Origin of the sequence: Bradyrhizobium sacchari (genome assembly GCF_002068095.1) — a bacterium.
Lineage (GTDB): Bacteria > Pseudomonadota > Alphaproteobacteria > Rhizobiales > Xanthobacteraceae > Bradyrhizobium > Bradyrhizobium sacchari.
Window position 1 is genome coordinate 557,573 of record NZ_LWIG01000026.1, and the last position, 16,141, is coordinate 573,713.

Sequence of the window (16,141 nt, forward strand, 5' to 3'; positions counted from 1 at the left end):
CCGCCGCATCGCGCCTCCCGCGCTGGCGGGCTATCTGGCGGGAGCTGCGGTCTACGTCGCCCAGCACGCCGCACTGCACTGACGGCGCGGGCCGGCCCAAAATTAACGCCAGGTTAACGTAATTCTTTAGCTCCTTAAGTCACCTCTTAAGGATTTCTTGCCAGAGATAGACAATGCAGAAGGCCCGCGCCCGGCGCGGGCAGGAATCGTGTTGTTCGATGAGTAACCCCGCTGAAAAGCCTGAGGTAGTGCAGCTTCCGGCCGAGCCGGTGAGCGCTCCATCGGCGAGCAGCCGAAGGGCTGCGGCGCAGCGGGTGCGCGAGGCACGCGATAAGTTAACGTCGACCAGCGGAACCCGGCCGGCCTTCGACGCGGAGATGCTGCGCCAATATGCGCAGACGCGGTTGTCCGCCTCCTACGTCGTGATGCTGCTGGTCGTCGCCACCGGTGTGCTGTTCGGGCTGTGGATGCAGCCGATCCCGGCCGCGCTCTGGACCGCCGGCATGCTCTGCATCCATGGCGCGATGGTCCGCAGTTGCCGGCGTTTCCTGGTCGAGCCCACCTCGCCCGCGGCGACGCGCGCCTGGCGGACCCGCTTCGTCGTGCTCGACCTGCTCTATGGCCTGTGCTGGATGGCGATCCTGATCCATCCGGTGCTCGACATGGTCACGGAAACGCTGATGATGTTCCTGATGCTGCTGGTGATCGCAGTATCGAGCATGCTGGCCGCGAACTTGCCGATCGCCGCCCTTGCCGCCACCGCGCCAGTCGCGGTCGCGATGGCGCTTAGCTTCGTGATGACCGGCTCGCTGGACAATTACATCCTGGCCGCGCTCGCGATCGCGGCCGAAGGCTATTTCGTGCTGCTGGCGCATCGCCTGCACTCCTCGACCTTTGCGACGCTTGAGGCGCGCGCCGAGAAGGACGCGCTGATCGGCGAGCTCGAACAGGCGAAAGCAATCTCGGACGAAGCGCGCCACCGCGCCGAATCCGCCAACGTCGCCAAGTCGCGTTTCCTCGCGCAGATGAGCCACGAGTTGCGCACGCCGCTGAACGCCATCCTCGGCTTCTCCGAGGTGATGAAGAGCGAGATCTTTGGCGCGCATGCGGTGCCGGTCTACAAGGAATACTCGGCGGACATCCATAATTCCGGCGTGCACCTGCTCAACCTCATCAACGAGATCCTCGACCTGTCGCGGATCGAGGCCGGCCGCTACGAGCTCAATGAGGAAGCGGTGTCGCTGGTCGGCATCGTCGCCGACTGCCATCATTTGATGAAGCTGCGTGCCTCCAGCCGCGGCATCACCATCCACGAGGTGTTCGAGCAGGCCATGCCGCGGCTATGGGCCGACGAGCGCGCGATCCGCCAGGTCGTGCTCAACCTGCTCTCCAACTCGATCAAATTCACCCCGCAGGGCGGCGAGATCTGGCTCAAGGCCGGCTGGACCGCGTCGGGCGGACAATATCTCTCGGTGAAGGATACCGGCTCCGGCATCCCCGAGGACGAGATCCCCGTCGTGCTTGCATCCTTCGGTCAGGGCTCCAACTCGATCAAGTCGGCCGAACAGGGCGCCGGCCTCGGCCTGCCGATCGCCAAGAACCTGATCGACCTGCATGGCGGCACTTTCACGCTGAAATCGAAGCTGCGCATCGGCACCGAGGTGATCGTCACCTTCCCGCCGGAGCGGGTGATGAGCGCGCTGGCGCCGCTATCGGACGATTCTCCGCCGCTCCAGCCGGAAGAGTCCATTGTTGTCGACGAGAAACGCCGTCCGCGTCACAAGCCGATCATGAGCGCCGGCACGGGCTCTTAACCAGATGCTTGCAGACATGCCCGACAATCCTTCACTATGTCCGAATGAGCAAAGAAACGCCGTGCGTCGCCGTCTGCATGATCGATCCCAAGACCAAGCTGTGTTTCGGCTGCGGCCGCACCTTGCCGGAGATCGCGCGCTGGCACGCCATGGAAAGCGCGGAACGGCTCTCGGTCATGGCGCTGTTGCCGGCGCGCATGGCGGACGCCGGTCTGCAGCCGATCGCCGGATCGCCGAAACGCGCCTGACCGGCCTGCGCGGTTGCGGAGGTGCGCAATGATCCGCTTCCTCCTCGTCCTTGTCATGCTCGCCGGCACGGCGGGCGCCGTCGTCGCCTATGGCGACCCCGACCAGATCGCGCGCGCCAGCCACAAGGTCACGCACATCTTCCGCGGACAGACCACCACCCCGGCCCCCGCCGTCCAGATCCCGCGCGGCCAGGGGGGCGAATTCGCGCTGCGCGCGAAGATCAACGGCGTCGCCGCGCCGATGGTGATCGACACCGGCGCGACCTCGGTGGTGCTGACCTGGGAAACGGCGAAAGCGATCGGGCTGCCGCTCGAGATGCTCGAATACGACGTCGACCTGGAGACCGCAGGCGGCCACACCAAGGCGGCACGGCTCACGCTCGATCGTCTCGCCGTCGGCCATCTCGTCGAGAAATCAGTGCCGGCCCTGGTCGTGCAGCGCGGCCAGATGAAGACCAATCTGCTCGGCATGAGCTTCCTCGACCGCCTGGAGAGCTGGGGCGTGCGCGCCGACAAGCTGATGCTCACGGGCTATCCCGAGCTGCAGAGCAGCCATCGCCGCCCGCGTACAGCGATCGACTAGTCCTTCCATCTCAACCACGATCTCAGGCAACCCGCTGCCTGTTCCGCTGATTGCGAACGGACATAGGGGCGGGATCCTGCGATCCGGCTCTTTCTTCATAATGGGGGCGGCTAAGCAGCGGCCTCCGCTGGCCCGCGCGCACCGACGCGCGCGATCGCATCACGCAGCACGTCGAGACCTGCGCCCTGCTTTACGCCCTGCTCGGCGAGATGCCGGCGGAACGCACGTGCGCCGGGAACGGCGTGGAAGGCGCCGACGAAATGCCGCGTGATGGCGTGCAGCCGTGTGCCGCGCGCGAGTTGCCCCTCGATGTAGGGCATCATCGCTGCGAGCGCGTCCTGCATAGTCGCGTGCGGCGCCGGCGCGCCGAAAATTTCGTCATCGACCGCGAGCAGCCGCCAGGGCTCCTGATAGGCGGCGCGGCCGAGCATCACGCCGTCGACATGCGCAAGATGCGCCTTCGCCGCGTCGATATCAGGGACGCCGCCATTGATGATGATAGGCACCTCCGGCATCGCGCGCTTGAGACGATAGACGCGATCGTAGTCAAGCGGCGGGATGTCGCGGTTTTCCTTCGGCGACAATCCATTGAGCCAGGCTTTTCGGGCGTGCACGATCAGCGCGTCGCAGCCGGATGCAACCACGGCGCGCGCGAGCGTATCGAGCGCCGCTTCAGGATCCTGATCATCGATGCCGATACGGCATTTCACCGTGACGGGCACGGCAACCGCGCGCTTCATCGCATCGACGCATCGCGCCACGAGTTCAGGTTCCGCCATCAGGCAGGCGCCGAAGCGGCCATCCTTCACGCGGTCGGACGGACAGCCGACATTGAGATTGATTTCGTCATAGCCGAACTCCTCGCCGATCCGCGCGGCCAGCGCGAGTTCACGCGGATCCGAGCCGCCGAGCTGAAGCGCGACGGGGTGCTCGATCGGATCGAACCCAAGCAGCCGCTCCCGGTCGCCATGGATCACGGCGCCAGTCGTCAGCATTTCCGTGTAGAGCAGCGCCCGCCGGGTGAGATGACGGTGGAACACCCGGCAATGCCGGTCGGTCCAATCCATCATGGGCGCCACGGAAAATCGGTAATCTTGTGCTTTCAAATCCTTAACTTCTTTTCACGCGGTGGGATCAAGCGTTCCCTTCGTGGCGACCGTTTTGAGCCGGCGCGCGCCCATCCTTGGCCCGAACGCGCGGCGCGTTCAAGTGGTATGAATCCGTATCATCTCCAAGAGGGCCACGCCCATCACGAGTCCGGTAAAAAGGGTCGATCTGGGTCCATTCTCGGCACGCAAGGTCCAACACCTCAACTGATTGTGACGGGCTGGCTTGGATTGTACAAACCTTCACAATCGTAGACCCGCACCGCGCGTCCGCGGAGCCACCCGGCAATCCATATGCCCAAACTAGCGAAACGCTTCTGGCCAGCGATGCGCGAACAGCCTGCCTTGTTGCTCGCGAGCGAAGCTGAGCAATGTCCTGTCGCGGTCCCTTGCCGCAATGGCCTGCAGCCCAACCGGAAGTGCGCCGTCGACGACGATACAGGGCAAAGACACCGCCGGTAGCCCAAGCGCATTTGCGATCGGCGTGAACACGGCATGGCCGCGCGGGCCGACCGGACGGCCGTCGATCATGCTGGGATGGGGCTCGCCGGCGGGCCAAGGCATGGCCGCGGCGGCCGGCGTCAGCAGAAAATCGTACTGCGTGAAAAGCGCTTCGAACGACCGCTGCAAGGCGGCAATTCCATCCAGCGCTCCGAGATAGTCGCGCGCACTGTACTTGCTGCCTGCCGCGGCCATCTCCGCAATGGCCGGCGCAACCTTGTCTTTCCAATCGCGGTGCTGGTTCAGAAGCCAAGCAACGCCGGTCTGGCTGATGACCGGCCAAATCTCGGCCAGTGGATCGGCCAGAGTGAACGACGACAGCGTCTCGATGTCGAGACCCAGCGTGCGCGCTTGGGCGATCGTCCGCTCGATCACATCGCGAATGACGGGATCGACCGGCGCGTCGCCAAAGCTCGGTGCATAGGCGATGCGCAGCCGCGGCGGCCCAGGCTCATCGGCCGTCGCCCTCCATTTCGGGCCGCCAACCACATCCATACTGCGAATGATATCGTCGACACAGCGCGCGATCGGGCCGACGACCTCGAAGTCATGCAGGATCGCTGGAAAACCCTTGCCGCGCGGAACCATGTCGCGCGAGGGCTTGAAGCCAATCAGTCCCGTATGCGCCGCAGGCCGCCGGATCGAACCGCCGCCATCTGTACAAAGCGCGAGCGGCCCCATGCCGGATGCGACGGCAGCCACGGCGCCGCCGCTCGACCCGCCTGGAGTCAGCAGAGGATTCCAGGGGTTTCGGGTTGTACCGACCAGCGCGTTGTCGGTATAGCCGTGCACGGTGAATTCGGGGACATTGGTTTTGCCGAGGATCACCGCGCCGGCTTCGCGCAGCCGACGCACCGGCAGCTCGTCCTCATCAGGCACATAATCGCGATAGAGTTTTGAGCCCCAGGTCGCACGCAGGCCCGCGACCAGAATGTTGTCCTTGATCGTGACCGGCATGCCATCGAGTGGACTTGCGGGGCGTCCCTCCCGCCAGCGCCGGGCGCTTGCGTCCGCCGCGGCCAAGGCGCCGGCCTCATCCAATGTCACGATGGCATTGAGCTGCGGGTTGACCTCGGCGACATGCGCAAGCGTGGCCTCGCAAACCGCGCGCGGCGACAGCGCATCGGCGTACGCCGCGGCAAGCTCACTCGCCGATAGCGCCCAGAGCGGACAAGAGGCGGCCATGCGTCAGGCGAGCTTCGGATAGGTCGCCTTGTCGAAGAAGCTTGCGCCCGCGACATATTTGCGGCCCGGCGACATGTCCGGCTTCTCGTCGCCTTCGCCGAAGGATTCGAAGGTCAGTTCGAGCTGCACGCCGGAGGGGTCATAGACGAAGAGCTGCCACAGCGAAGTGCCGGGCACGATGAACTCGCGCCAGTCGAGCCCGGCCGCCTTGAAGCGCGCCACATAGGAGCGATAGCCCGAACAGGACAGCGAGACGTGATCGATTGCCGCCGTGCCTGCCGGGGCCTTGCCCTCGGGGCCAAGTGCGGGACCGCCGGCATAGACATGGATGATGGCGAGTCCGCCCGGCTGGGTGCAGCCGAGCCAGGCACCGGGATAGCCGAAATCGGGCCGGGGAAATTCGCGCAGCCCGATGATCCCGGTCCAGAACTTCCGGGTCGAAGCGAGATCATCGGTCTTGATCGCAATGTGATAGAGACCATGGACGGTCGCGAGCGGCAGATCGGTCATCTCAATATCTCCTCACGCTTGGCCGCCGTCGATCGGCAGGCCGATTTGACGATACAGCGCCTTCAGATTGTTGCGAAACGGTTCGTCGCTCTTCTTGCGCGTACCCGCGACGGGATCTCCGCCGGCGAGAATCGTGTCGCTCGCGGCCAGAGAAAACTCCATCACGAAGCGCATACGATCAGACCGCAGCGCCTCGATCTCCGCAAGCCACCGCGCGACATCGCGTGCGCCGGCCTGATGGCGTTGCGCGATCAGCGCCGCCGCGCAGGCGGCATCCTCGATCGCCTGGGTCGCGCCCTGGCCGAGCGTCGGCACCATGCCATGCGCGGCGTCGCCAAGATAGAGCACGTTGCAGTCGGCGGCGCGGTAGAGCAAATCATGCTCCTGCATCCGCGCCCAATGCGTATCAGTGACGCCATTGCAGAGCTGGTCGATCAGCCAGCGCGCCTGGTCGCTCGGCGGCGCCTGAGCCGGCGTATAGGCGGCGCGCAGCGCATCGGGCGCCTTGCGGGCTTCGGGAATCTCAGACTCGATCGGGAACGTGCCGGCCAGATAGACGTGGTCCGGCGGCACGCGGAACGCCAGCAGCCGGTTCGGCCCGTTGAACCATTGCTCATAGTCGTCGATCAGGCCGCGCGAGGTGTCCGGCACCAGCAGCCGCGAGATCGCGACGCCCGTGAGGCGCACCGGCACTTCGCCGGAGATGGTCCGCCGCACATCGGAGTACCGGCCGTCCGCGGCAATCAGGAGATCGATGCCGTCAAGCCCATGCTCGCGGCCGTCCTGACGCCAGGCGACGTTTGTCTTGCGCGGATCGGCGGCGTCGCGCGCGATTTGCGTGATCTCGCAGCCATAGGCGACGCTCGCGCCGGCCGCCTCGCGCAGCACGCGATAGAGCTCCGACCAGCGAATGCGCCAGCCGGGACCTTCGGCAACGTCCTTGAGCGGCAGGTCGAACAGCACGGTGCCGTCGGTGAGCGAGATCCGCCAATTCGTCCAGACGAAGCTCGCGGCCGTGATCCGCGCGGCAAGTTCCGGATCGACCGCTTGAAGCGCCTTCACTGCGTTCGGTCCGACATTGAGCCCGGTGCCGGCCTCGGAATGGTCGTCACGGCTAACGCGCTCGAGACAGGTGACTTCGACGCCTTCGAGAGCTGAGAGCCGCCGCGCCATCACGCATCCCGCAACACCGGCACCGATGATGACAATCCGCATCTAGCCCGCCTCCTCCTGCGACGCGATCACGGCGATCAGGCCGCCGCCATCCGGCCCCTGGTGCTCGGCGCCGCCCGACACGAAAATGCGTCCATCGCCAATCACGCCAGCCACGAGGCCGGCAACCGCGCCGCGGATATGGCGCTGCGCGTTGATGTCGGTGTCGTCGAGCATGGTGTGGCGATGACCGCGGATCCGGCCGCGCCGGTCCGGCTCGCATTTGACCAGGACCGAGGCGATGCGCCCGGCATCCGCGGCGGAAACCTGCGGACTGGCCGCGATGCTGAGATCAGCGAGCACGTCGACTACTGCACCGATATCGAGGGCATCCGCCATCGGCCGGTGCGCGATGCGCAGATCGCCCGCCCATCCCGGACTGTTGCCGAGCACCACAACCTCGTTGCTTTCGACCTCGACGCCCGAGGAAATGCTGGCACGCGGCGACTGGATCGAGAAATCGGCCAGCAGCGACGCATCCGTGAAGTCATCCGGCCCGATCTCGGACAGCCCCATCGCAACGCCAAAGGCCCCGGCGGCGCGCGCGAAGGCCATCGACTTGTTGGGATCGTTGGTGAGTGGCGTCTTGCCGGCGGCGATCGCCGCGGCCGCCCGCGCCACCGTCACGCAGGGGCATTTCACCTGCACGAAATGCACGTCCTCGGGCCGCTCGATTCCGGCGTCGAGAATGGCGGCGCGCACTGTTGCGGCCACGCTTTCGACATGGGCGGGCCGGCCAACCTCTTCGGCCGGCACCGGCGCGCTGAAGGCGGTTCCGATCGCAAGCGCTGACGGATGGCGCTTTGCGGCCCCCTCGCTCACACAGAAGACGCTGTAATGCGGGCTCATCACCCCCTCGGTGCCGCCAGACAGCACGCAGGGAATCTCGCGGATCAGCTCGGTAGCCGGTCTTCCGAGGTGTTTCGACAGCAGCGCCATCAGCGTCTGGGTGAAGTAACCGCGGGTAAAATCGTTGACGCCGCCATTGCCCTCCGTCTTGCCAATGATGGCCGCGACGTCGGCCGCCTTGATCGTGCCGCGCTCGATCAGATCCTCGAGCTCTGAGAGGTCGCCGGGATGGGCCATCGACAATCGGAAGACGCGGGCTGTCCTCATGGGACCTCCTGTCGTGTCAGCTCGAACAGCCGGCTCGGACTCAGCGGAATCTCGAGCAGCTCGACCTTGCGCGAGGTCAGCTGGAGCGCATCCTCGATCGCCTGCGCGAACACCGCCCCCACCGGAATGGCTCCCGCCTCGCCCGCGCCCTTGATGCCAAGCGGGTTGAGCGGCGACGGCGTCACCGTATGGTCAAGCTCCATGCGCGGCACGTCGAGCGCGGTCGGCAGGAGATAGTCGGCGAGCGAGGCGTTGAGAAGCTGCCCCTGATCGTCGAAGGCAAGCTTCTCGAAGAAGGCGTTGCCGATGCCCTGGGCCACGCCGCCGTGGATCTGGCCTTCGAGGATCATCGGATTGATCACCGTGCCGCAATCGTGGACCACGACATATTTGAGCACCTTCAGCTCGAAGGTCAGCGGATCGATCTCCACGATCGCAGCATGAACGCCGTTGGCGGTCGCGCCGGAAGGCGGGCCGAAATATTGCGTGGATTCGAGCCCCGGTTCGGTGCCCGGCTTCACCGCGCCGCGCATCGGATTGGCGCGCTGCGCGAGTTCGCCGAGGCGGATGAACTTTCCCGGAATCCCCGCGATCGACACCTTGCCGTCGGCGAGAACGAGGTCCTCCTCGGCACATTCGAAGGCGTCGGACGCGAGCTTCAGGGCCTTCCGCCGGACGGCAGCCGATGCCTCGCTGACGGCGTTGCCTGCCACCACGGCGCCGCGGCTCGCAAAGGTGCCGGCACCCCAGTAGAACTGGTCGGTATCACCGGTGACGATATCGACGTCGGCCGGATCGACGCCGAGGTGGTCGGCGACGATCTGCGCGAAGCTCGTGAAATGCCCCTGCCCCTGTGTGCCGATGCCGGTCGCCACGTTCACCTTGCCGTTGGCCTGCACCTGCACCTTGGCGCCCTCATAGGGGCCGATCCCGGTCCCCTCGACGTAGCAGGCGATCCCGATACCGACGCAGCGCCCTTCCTCGCGAACCTTCGGCTGCTCCTCCGTCAGGAAGCGCTGATATCCGATCGCGTCGAGCGCCTTGGCAAGCACCGGCTCGTAATTGCCGCTGTCGTAGCTGAGCGGGGCAAAGTCCTGGAAGATGATCTCGTTATTGTACGGAAAGGCGTCCTGCGGAATCAGGTTACGCCGCCGGATCTCGGCACGATCAATGTTAAGCTCCCGCGCGGCGAGATCGAGCAGCCGCTCGATCACGAAAACCCCGTGCTGTCTGCCGGCACCGCGATAGGGCGTGACGATCGGCAGGTTCGTGAACACGGCCGTGAACGTGCTGTCATAGGCCGGGATCACGTAGGGGCCGAGCAAAGTGCACTGACTGTTGATCGGCACCGTCAGCCCATAGGGATTGTAGGCGCCGGTGTCGTGCAGGAAGACGTCCTTGACCCCGAGGATGCGGCCGTCGGCTGCGACTGCGATTTCGGCGTCGTGAATCTGGCCGCGCTCGTGCGTGGTCGCAACGAAATGCTCGAGCCTGTCCTCGATCCATTTGACCGGACGGTTGAGCCGCATGGAGATCCAGGGCAGCGCCACCTCTTCCGGATAGAACATCATGATCTTCGGTCCGAAGCCGCCGCCGACGAAGGGCGCGATGACGCGCACCTGCCGTTCGCCGAGGCCGAGCATGGCGGCGAGGCCGTTGCGGATGAAGACCGGCGCCTGGGTCGTGTCCCAGATCGTCATCTGCTGGCCGCGCTCATTCCAATGCGCGACCACGCCGCGGGTCTCGATCGGCGAGGAGATGCCGTGCTCGTAGCGAAAGCGGCGCTTGAGGATGATCTGTGCGTTCGCGGCGGCCTTGCGATAGTCGCCTTTGACCTGGTGGACATGGGCCGCGACATTCGAGCCGAGATCGTCATGGACCCGCGCCGATGCGGTTGTCAGCGCCTCCTCCATGTCGACGACCGCGGGTAACGGCTCGAGCTCCACATCGATATCATCGAGCGCATCCTCGGCGAGGTAGCGGCTTTCCGCGACGACGACGGCCAGCGGCTCGCCGACATAACGCACCTTGTCCCTGGCGAGCGGCACCTGGGTTCGCGGGTTGAAGGTGCTTCCGGGAATCGGCGGCGGCTGCACCAGAAGCGGACCGGGCTGCCAATAGGCGCCATAGTCCTCGGCAATATAGACCGCGACGACACCCGGCCGCTTCCGCGCGCGCGATATGTCGATATGCTTCAGGCGGGCATGCGCGACCTGGCTGCGCAGGAATGCGACATGCAGCAGGCCCGGCAGCTCGACGTCGTCGACGAAGAGAGCCTGTCCGGTCAGGAGCTTCCGGTCCTCATTGCGTTTAACCGGCGCGCCGAAGAAGCGGGTGCTCATGGCGCCTCCCGCATCCGCGCAGCCGCATCCATCATCGCATCGACGATGTTCTGATAGCCGGTGCAGCGGCAGAGATTGCCGGACAGCGCCTCGCGCACCTCGTCCTCCGACGGCGACGGATGCTCGGTCAGATAGGCCGTCATGGTCATCAGGATCCCGGGCGTGCAATAGCCGCATTGCAGGCCATGATGCGCGTGCATTGCCTGCTGCAACGGATGCAGCTCCCCGCCCGCAGGCGCCAGCCCCTCGACCGTCGCGAGCGTGTGGCCATTGGCCTGCACCGCGAGCATCAGGCAGGAACGAACCGGATCGCCGTCGAGAAGGATGGTGCAGGCCCCGCACACGCCGTGCTCGCAGCCGACATGGGTGCCGGCGAGCCCCAGCTCATGACGCAGGAAATCGCACAGCAACAGGCGCGATTCGACGGTGCGCCGATAATGGGTGCCATTCACCGTGAGCTCAATTTCGTGGTGGTCAGGCTGCATGGCTAATCCGTTGATGAGCGGTGCGGATAGCGCGCTGGACGAGCACGCCAGCCACATGCCGCTGGTAGTCCGGGCTGGCGTGAACGTTGCCGGACGGCGCAATGAGCTCCCGCACGCCCGCCGCGACTGCGTCGATTGCCTCGCCCGTCACGCGGCTGCCAATCATGAGCGAGGTGGCGGCGCTGGCATCAACCGGCGTCTCGCCGACGCCGCAGAGCGCGAGCCGGACGCTCGTGCAGCGGCGCTCCTCGTCCAACGTCACGATGGCCGCAGCGCCGGCGATGGCAAAATCGCCGCGGCGGCGGGCGATCTCCATGAAACAGGCGCCGCTGCGTGGGGCCAAGACCGGAAAGGTGATATCGACCAACATCTCATCGCTTGCGAGGTCGGTGGTGAGCAGGCCGGCGAAGAAGTCGGATGCCGCGACTGTTCGCCCCCCTGCCGCCGACCTGATCCGCATGTCCGCCTGCATGGCGACGGCGAGCGCCGGCAGTTCCGAGGCCGGATCGGCGTGGGAGAGATTGCCGCCGATGGTGCCACGGTTACGGATCTGCGGATGCGCGATATGCGGCAACGCATCGGCGAACAGCGGGCAGCTCGTTAGAAAATCGCGATCCCGCTCGAGCGCCCGATACCGGGTCAGGGCCCCTACCCTGACCTGCCCCGTCTCCGAGTGATCGATGCCGGCAAGCCCGGTGAGCGCATTGATGTCAACCAGCACCGAAGGCCGCGCCAGGCGAAAATTCATCGCCGGGATAAGGCTTTGGCCACCCGCGAGGAAGCGCGCTTCGTCGCCATGTTCGGCCTTCAGCGCAAGCGCATGGTCGAGCGACGACGCGGCGACGTATTTGAATGAAGCAGGCTTCATATGGCTCGCATATCGAGGGCTCGCGCGCTTGTTGCGAAAGCGAACACGAAACTATCTGCTGTGAACGAGGCAAGTCAAAAGCCACGCGCGCGTCAATTGCGTCGAAATCAGACAAAAACCTGCTTATTATGCGCTCCGCCTGCGCAAACATTGGGCGCGCCACGACAATCCGCTTTTGCGACAATATTTCGCATCGCCATGCCAAAGCCAAGTCATTCCACATTCGACGAACCGGTCGCGGACCACGCCCCAAGGCGGCTCGTCGTCGACGCACAAAACATCTCGCTGACCTTCGACACGGCCGACGGCCGGGTCGAGGCGCTCTCCGACGTCAATCTGCAAGTCGCTGAGGGCGAGTTCGTCTCCTTCATCGGACCGTCCGGTTGCGGTAAGACCACGATGCTGCGGGTGATCGCCGATTTGCAGCAGCCCTCCAGCGGCACACTCACGGTAAACGGCATGAGCGCGGAAGCGGCGCGGCTTGCCCGCAACTATGGCTATGTTTTCCAGGCGCCGGCCCTGTTTCCCTGGCGGACCATCGAGAAGAACCTGAAGCTGCCGCTGGAGATCATGGGCTATTCCGAGATCGAGCAGCAGCAGCGGGTCGAGCACTATCTGTCGATGGTCAACCTCACCGGTTTCGATCGCAAGTTTCCCTGGCAACTCTCCGGCGGGATGCAGCAGCGGGTCTCGATCGCGCGCGCACTGTCCTTCGATCCCGCGCTGCTGCTGATGGACGAGCCGTTCGGCGCGCTCGACGAGATCGTCCGCGATCACCTCAACGAGCAGCTGCTCCAGCTGTGGAAATCGACCGGCAAGACCGTGCTGTTCGTGACCCATTCGATTCCGGAAGCCGTCTTCCTGTCGACCAGGATCGTGGTGATGTCGCCGCGGCCGGGCCGCATCATCGATGTCATCGACTGCCATTTCCCGGCCGACCGGTCGCTGGAAGTCCGCGAGACGCCGGAATTCCTGAAGGTGGCGCAGCGCGTCCGCAACGGCCTGCGCGCGGGGCATTCCTATGACGAGTAGCGCGCTCGCTTTGCCCTTGCGTCCCGCGCGCGCGCTTCGGGATCACCCCCTGGCTACGCGTTGCGCGCCGGTCCTCACCATGGTGCTGGCGCTGGTCGCGATCTGGTACGTCGCGGCCGTTGCCATGAACTGGTCGCTGGTCCGCGACGGCTTCGAGCGCGAAGAGACGCCCTATACCATAAGCGACGTGCTCGCCGGCACGATGGAGGCCGAGCGGCCGCTGCTGCCGGCCCCGCACCAGATCGCCACAGCGTTCCTCGATTCGGTGTTCGGCTATCCGCCGCTGGCGCCGCGCAGCCTCATCTACCATTCGCTGGTGACATTGTCGGCGACCTTGCTCGGCTTCGTGCTCGGCGCGCTTTTCGGGATCGTGCTGGCGCTGCTAATCTTGCACAGCCGGGTGCTGGAGCGGAGCTTATTGCCCTGGATCATCTGCTCGCAGATGGTGCCGGTGCTGGCGCTCGCGCCGATCTTCATCGTGGTGCTGGGAGCGCTCGGACTGCACGGCCTGCTGCCGAAATCGATCATCTCGGCCTATCTGTGCTTCTTTCCCATTACGATCGGGATGGTGAAGGGTTTTGCCTCACCCGATCCCCTCCAGCTCGAACTGATGCGGACGTGGTCGGCGACGCCGCGCCAGGTGCTGTGGAAGCTGCGCTGGCCGGCGTCGGTGCCTTATCTGTTCGCGAGCCTCAAGGTCGCCGTCTCCATCTCGCTAATCGGCGCCATCGTCGCGGAATTGCCAACCGGCGCGGAAGCCGGCATCGGCGCGCGGCTGCTCTCAGGCTCCTACTACGGGCAGACGGTGCAACTCTGGTCGGCGCTGGTCGCCGCCGCCGTCCTCTCCTCCGGCTTGATCGCGCTGATCGGACTGATCGAACGCGCCGTCGGCCGGCGCATGGGGGTGCATTGATGGATCCGCACAAGCTGAGGCTGGGATTCATCGCCGCAACCGCCGCGCTGGCGCTCGCCTTCATGCTGCCGCTCGCGCCGCAATCGCCGCCTTTGTCGGCTTATCCCGTCGTCCGGTCCATTGTCGGCGCAGCCGGCCTGTTGCTCCTGCTGGCGGCCTGGCTGTCGGATCGGCCGGCGACGATTCCTGGTCTTGCCGGCGCGACGCTTGCCGCGATTGCGTCGCTGCTCCTGCTGAACGATCCGGCCGTGGCGGGGACGGCACGCTCAGGCTTCTGGATCATCGCGATGGCGTGCTGGCTGTCGGCGGCACTCGGCGTGGTCAATCTCGCCGGGACGCATCAAGTCCGGGGCAGACGGCGCCGCGCGGTCGATCTGCTGGTCCCGCTCCTGTTCGGTCTCACCATGTTCTATCTCTGGGAAGTCGCGGTGCGCGGCTTCGGCGTGCCGGCCGTGCTGCTGCCGTCACCGAGCGCGGCGGCGACGAAATTCATCCATTCGCTGCCGACCCTCGGTGCCGACTTCGTCCAGACCTTCGTCCGCGGCGTGCTGGCGGGCTACGTCATCGGCTGCAGCGCCGGACTTCTGCTCGCGATCCTGGCACACCGCTATGCCTTCCTCGGCCGCGGTCTGCTGCCGCTCGGCAACTTCTTTTCGGCGCTCCCGCTCGTCGGCGTCGCACCGATCATGGTGATGTGGTTCGGCTTCGACTGGCCGTCAAAAGCCGCCGTGGTCGTGCTCGTGACCTTCTTCCCGATGCTGGTCAACGCCATCGCCGGGCTGAACGCGGCCGGCCATATCGAACGCGACCTGATGCGCTCCTACGGCGCCACCCACGCCCAGGCGCTGACCAAGCTGCATCTGCCGGCCGCGCTGCCGTTCATCTTCAACGCGCTGAAGATCAACGCCACGCTAGCCCTGATTGGCGCGATCGTTGCAGAGTTTTTCGGAACTCCGACGCAGGGTATCGGATTTCGCATCTCCACCGAGGCGGGCCGCATGGCCATCGACATGGTCTGGGCGGAGATTGCGCTGGCCGCCCTCGCCGGAATGGCTTTCTACGGCTTTGTCACGCTGGCCGAACGCGCGACAACGTTTTGGCATCCGTCCTATCGGACCTAGGTCGGCGAGGTCCACGTTGAATTTGGAGTCTTGCATGAAGCACGCATTGGCACTGGCCGCAGGCTTATCGCTCGGGCTGACGCTTTCGAACGCACAGGCAGCCGAATCCGTCACCATCCAGCTGAAATGGGTCGCCCAGGCGCAGTTCGCCGGCTACTTCGTCGCCAGGGACAAGGGGTTCTACAAGGAGGTCGGCCTCGACGTCACCATCAAGCCGGGCGGCCCTGACGTGGCGCCCCCGCAGGTGATCGCCGGCGGCGGCGCCGACGTGACCGTCGACTGGATGCCGTCCGCGCTCGCCTCGCGCGAGAAGGGCGTGCCGCTCGTCAACATCTCGCAGACCTTCAAGAAGAGCGGCCTGGAGCTGACCTGCCGCGCCGATACCGGCATCAAGAAGCCTGCCGACCTCAAGGGCAAGACGCTCGGCGTCTGGTACGGCGGCAACGAATATCCGTTCCTGTCCTGGATGTCGAAGCTCGGCTTCAAGACCGACGGCTCGCCTGGCGGCGTCAAGGTGATCAAGCAGGGCTTCAACGTCGACCCGATCCTGCAGAAGCAGGCCGACTGCGTCTCGACCATGACCTACAACGAGTATTGGCAGGTGATCGACGGCGGCTACAAGCCGAGCCAGCTCGTCGTCTTCAAATACGAGGACGAAGGCGTTGCCACGCTGGAGGACGGCCTCTACGTGTTGGAGAAGAACCTGAAGGACCCAGCCTTCGTCGCCAAGATGGCGAAGTTCGTGAAGGCCTCGATGAAGGGCTGGGAATACGCCAAGGCGCATCCCGACGAGGCCGTGAAGATCATCCTCGCCGCCGATACGACCGGCGCCAAGACCGAGAAGGATCAGAAGCGGATGATGGGCGAGATCGGCAAGCTGCTTGGGGACGCCGACGGCAAGCTCGACGTCAAGGACTACGACCGCACGGTGGCGACCCTGATGTCGGGTGGCTCCGATCCCGTCATCACCAAGAAGCCCGAAGGCGCCTACAGCTTTGCCGTCATCGAGGCGATGAAGAAGTGACCCAGGGCGACGACGGGCGCGCCGGCGTCCCGTCCTCCCTTCGGTCCGCGACCGCTCATTCAATCGAACCCACCGGACGGA

At 65.4% G+C, this 16,141-nt stretch carries 15 protein-coding genes; 7 read left to right on the forward strand and 8 right to left on the reverse strand.

The window, feature by feature from the left end; all coding sequences use genetic code 11:
* Positions 1–218 precede the first annotated feature (218 nt).
* Genes A5906_RS26690 through A5906_RS26700 form a run of 3 tightly spaced genes read left to right on the forward strand, consistent with a single transcriptional unit; the run spans position 219 to position 2,645 of the window.
* Complete coding sequence (locus tag A5906_RS26690) at positions 219–1,814, forward strand: sensor histidine kinase (protein ID WP_080138288.1); 1,596 nt, start codon at positions 219–221, stop codon at positions 1,812–1,814.
* Between the two features lie 44 nt (positions 1,815–1,858).
* Positions 1,859–2,062 carry a DUF1289 domain-containing protein gene (locus A5906_RS26695; RefSeq protein ID WP_080138207.1) on the forward strand — a complete coding sequence of 68 codons (204 nt, stop codon included), beginning with the start codon at positions 1,859–1,861 and terminating at the stop codon, positions 2,060–2,062.
* 28 nt (positions 2,063–2,090) lie between these two features.
* Entirely contained in the window at positions 2,091–2,645 is a 555-nt protein-coding gene (locus A5906_RS26700) for a TIGR02281 family clan AA aspartic protease (RefSeq protein ID WP_080138208.1), read from the forward strand.
* 110 nt (positions 2,646–2,755) lie between these two features.
* Here A5906_RS26700 and dusA read toward each other — a convergent pair whose 3' ends face one another.
* The 8 genes from dusA to A5906_RS26740 form a co-directional block, all read right to left on the reverse strand.
* Positions 2,756–3,751, reverse strand: coding sequence for a tRNA dihydrouridine(20/20a) synthase DusA (gene dusA / locus A5906_RS26705; RefSeq protein WP_080138209.1), 996 nt, complete (start codon positions 3,749–3,751; stop codon positions 2,756–2,758).
* Between the two features lie 303 nt (positions 3,752–4,054).
* Positions 4,055–5,437: an amidase gene (locus A5906_RS26710; protein WP_080138210.1), complete on the reverse strand. Its 1,383-nt coding sequence runs from the start codon at positions 5,435–5,437 to the stop codon at positions 4,055–4,057.
* A 3-nt stretch (positions 5,438–5,440) separates the two neighbouring features.
* Positions 5,441–5,947, reverse strand: a complete 507-nt coding sequence (locus tag A5906_RS26715) for a VOC family protein (RefSeq protein ID WP_080138211.1) — start codon at positions 5,945–5,947, stop codon at positions 5,441–5,443.
* A 12-nt stretch (positions 5,948–5,959) separates the two neighbouring features.
* Positions 5,960–7,162, reverse strand: a complete 1,203-nt coding sequence (locus tag A5906_RS26720) for an FAD-dependent monooxygenase (protein WP_080138212.1) — start codon at positions 7,160–7,162, stop codon at positions 5,960–5,962.
* Positions 7,163–8,275: a cyanuric acid amidohydrolase gene (atzD, locus tag A5906_RS26725; protein WP_080138213.1), complete on the reverse strand. Its 1,113-nt coding sequence runs from the start codon at positions 8,273–8,275 to the stop codon at positions 7,163–7,165.
* Positions 8,272–10,617, reverse strand: coding sequence for a xanthine dehydrogenase family protein molybdopterin-binding subunit (locus tag A5906_RS26730; protein ID WP_080138214.1), 2,346 nt, complete (start codon positions 10,615–10,617; stop codon positions 8,272–8,274). Before A5906_RS26730 ends, atzD begins: the two co-directional genes overlap by 4 nt.
* Positions 10,614–11,102, reverse strand: coding sequence for a (2Fe-2S)-binding protein (locus A5906_RS26735; protein WP_080138215.1), 489 nt, complete (start codon positions 11,100–11,102; stop codon positions 10,614–10,616). Before A5906_RS26735 ends, A5906_RS26730 begins: the two co-directional genes overlap by 4 nt.
* Complete coding sequence (locus A5906_RS26740; protein ID WP_080138216.1) at positions 11,092–11,970, reverse strand: FAD binding domain-containing protein; 879 nt, start codon at positions 11,968–11,970, stop codon at positions 11,092–11,094. The genes A5906_RS26735 and A5906_RS26740 overlap by 11 nt, the downstream gene beginning before the upstream one ends.
* Positions 11,971–12,168: 198 nt before the next feature.
* On the opposite strand from A5906_RS26740, the gene A5906_RS26745 reads away from it, so the two are divergent.
* Genes A5906_RS26745 through A5906_RS26760 form a run of 4 tightly spaced genes read left to right on the forward strand, consistent with a single transcriptional unit; the run spans position 12,169 to position 16,060 of the window.
* Positions 12,169–13,002: an ABC transporter ATP-binding protein gene (locus A5906_RS26745; protein WP_080138217.1), complete on the forward strand. Its 834-nt coding sequence runs from the start codon at positions 12,169–12,171 to the stop codon at positions 13,000–13,002.
* On the forward strand, positions 12,992–13,915 hold the full coding sequence (locus tag A5906_RS26750; protein ID WP_080138218.1) for an ABC transporter permease: 924 nt from the start codon (positions 12,992–12,994) through the stop codon (positions 13,913–13,915). The genes A5906_RS26745 and A5906_RS26750 overlap by 11 nt, the downstream gene beginning before the upstream one ends.
* Positions 13,915–15,036 carry an ABC transporter permease gene (locus tag A5906_RS26755; RefSeq protein WP_080138219.1) on the forward strand — a complete coding sequence of 374 codons (1,122 nt, stop codon included), beginning with the start codon at positions 13,915–13,917 and terminating at the stop codon, positions 15,034–15,036. The genes A5906_RS26750 and A5906_RS26755 overlap by 1 nt, the downstream gene beginning before the upstream one ends.
* 34 nt (positions 15,037–15,070) lie before the next feature.
* Positions 15,071–16,060 carry an ABC transporter substrate-binding protein gene (locus tag A5906_RS26760; protein WP_080138220.1) on the forward strand — a complete coding sequence of 330 codons (990 nt, stop codon included), beginning with the start codon at positions 15,071–15,073 and terminating at the stop codon, positions 16,058–16,060.
* Positions 16,061–16,141 lie beyond the last annotated feature (81 nt).

What these genes read in the sequence shown, in the direction of transcription:
- A5906_RS26735 (WP_080138215.1), bottom strand. Translation starts at nt 11,102, where the DNA reads ATGCAGCCTGACCACCACGAAATTGAGCTCACGGTGAATGGCACCCAT.
- A5906_RS26745 (WP_080138217.1), top strand. Translation starts at nt 12,169, where the DNA reads ATGCCAAAGCCAAGTCATTCCACATTCGACGAACCGGTCGCGGACCAC.
- A5906_RS26715 (WP_080138211.1), bottom strand. Translation starts at nt 5,947, where the DNA reads ATGACCGATCTGCCGCTCGCGACCGTCCATGGTCTCTATCACATTGCG.
- A5906_RS26710 (WP_080138210.1), bottom strand. Translation starts at nt 5,437, where the DNA reads ATGGCCGCCTCTTGTCCGCTCTGGGCGCTATCGGCGAGTGAGCTTGCC.
- A5906_RS26750 (WP_080138218.1), top strand. Translation starts at nt 12,992, where the DNA reads ATGACGAGTAGCGCGCTCGCTTTGCCCTTGCGTCCCGCGCGCGCGCTT.
- A5906_RS26730 (WP_080138214.1), bottom strand. Translation starts at nt 10,617, where the DNA reads ATGAGCACCCGCTTCTTCGGCGCGCCGGTTAAACGCAATGAGGACCGG.
- atzD (WP_080138213.1), bottom strand. Translation starts at nt 8,275, where the DNA reads ATGAGGACAGCCCGCGTCTTCCGATTGTCGATGGCCCATCCCGGCGAC.
- A5906_RS26690 (WP_080138288.1), top strand. Translation starts at nt 219, where the DNA reads ATGAGTAACCCCGCTGAAAAGCCTGAGGTAGTGCAGCTTCCGGCCGAG.
- A5906_RS26760 (WP_080138220.1), top strand. Translation starts at nt 15,071, where the DNA reads ATGAAGCACGCATTGGCACTGGCCGCAGGCTTATCGCTCGGGCTGACG.
- A5906_RS26700 (WP_080138208.1), top strand. Translation starts at nt 2,091, where the DNA reads ATGATCCGCTTCCTCCTCGTCCTTGTCATGCTCGCCGGCACGGCGGGC.
- A5906_RS26720 (WP_080138212.1), bottom strand. Translation starts at nt 7,162, where the DNA reads ATGCGGATTGTCATCATCGGTGCCGGTGTTGCGGGATGCGTGATGGCG.
- A5906_RS26695 (WP_080138207.1), top strand. Translation starts at nt 1,859, where the DNA reads ATGAGCAAAGAAACGCCGTGCGTCGCCGTCTGCATGATCGATCCCAAG.
- A5906_RS26755 (WP_080138219.1), top strand. Translation starts at nt 13,915, where the DNA reads ATGGATCCGCACAAGCTGAGGCTGGGATTCATCGCCGCAACCGCCGCG.
- A5906_RS26740 (WP_080138216.1), bottom strand. Translation starts at nt 11,970, where the DNA reads ATGAAGCCTGCTTCATTCAAATACGTCGCCGCGTCGTCGCTCGACCAT.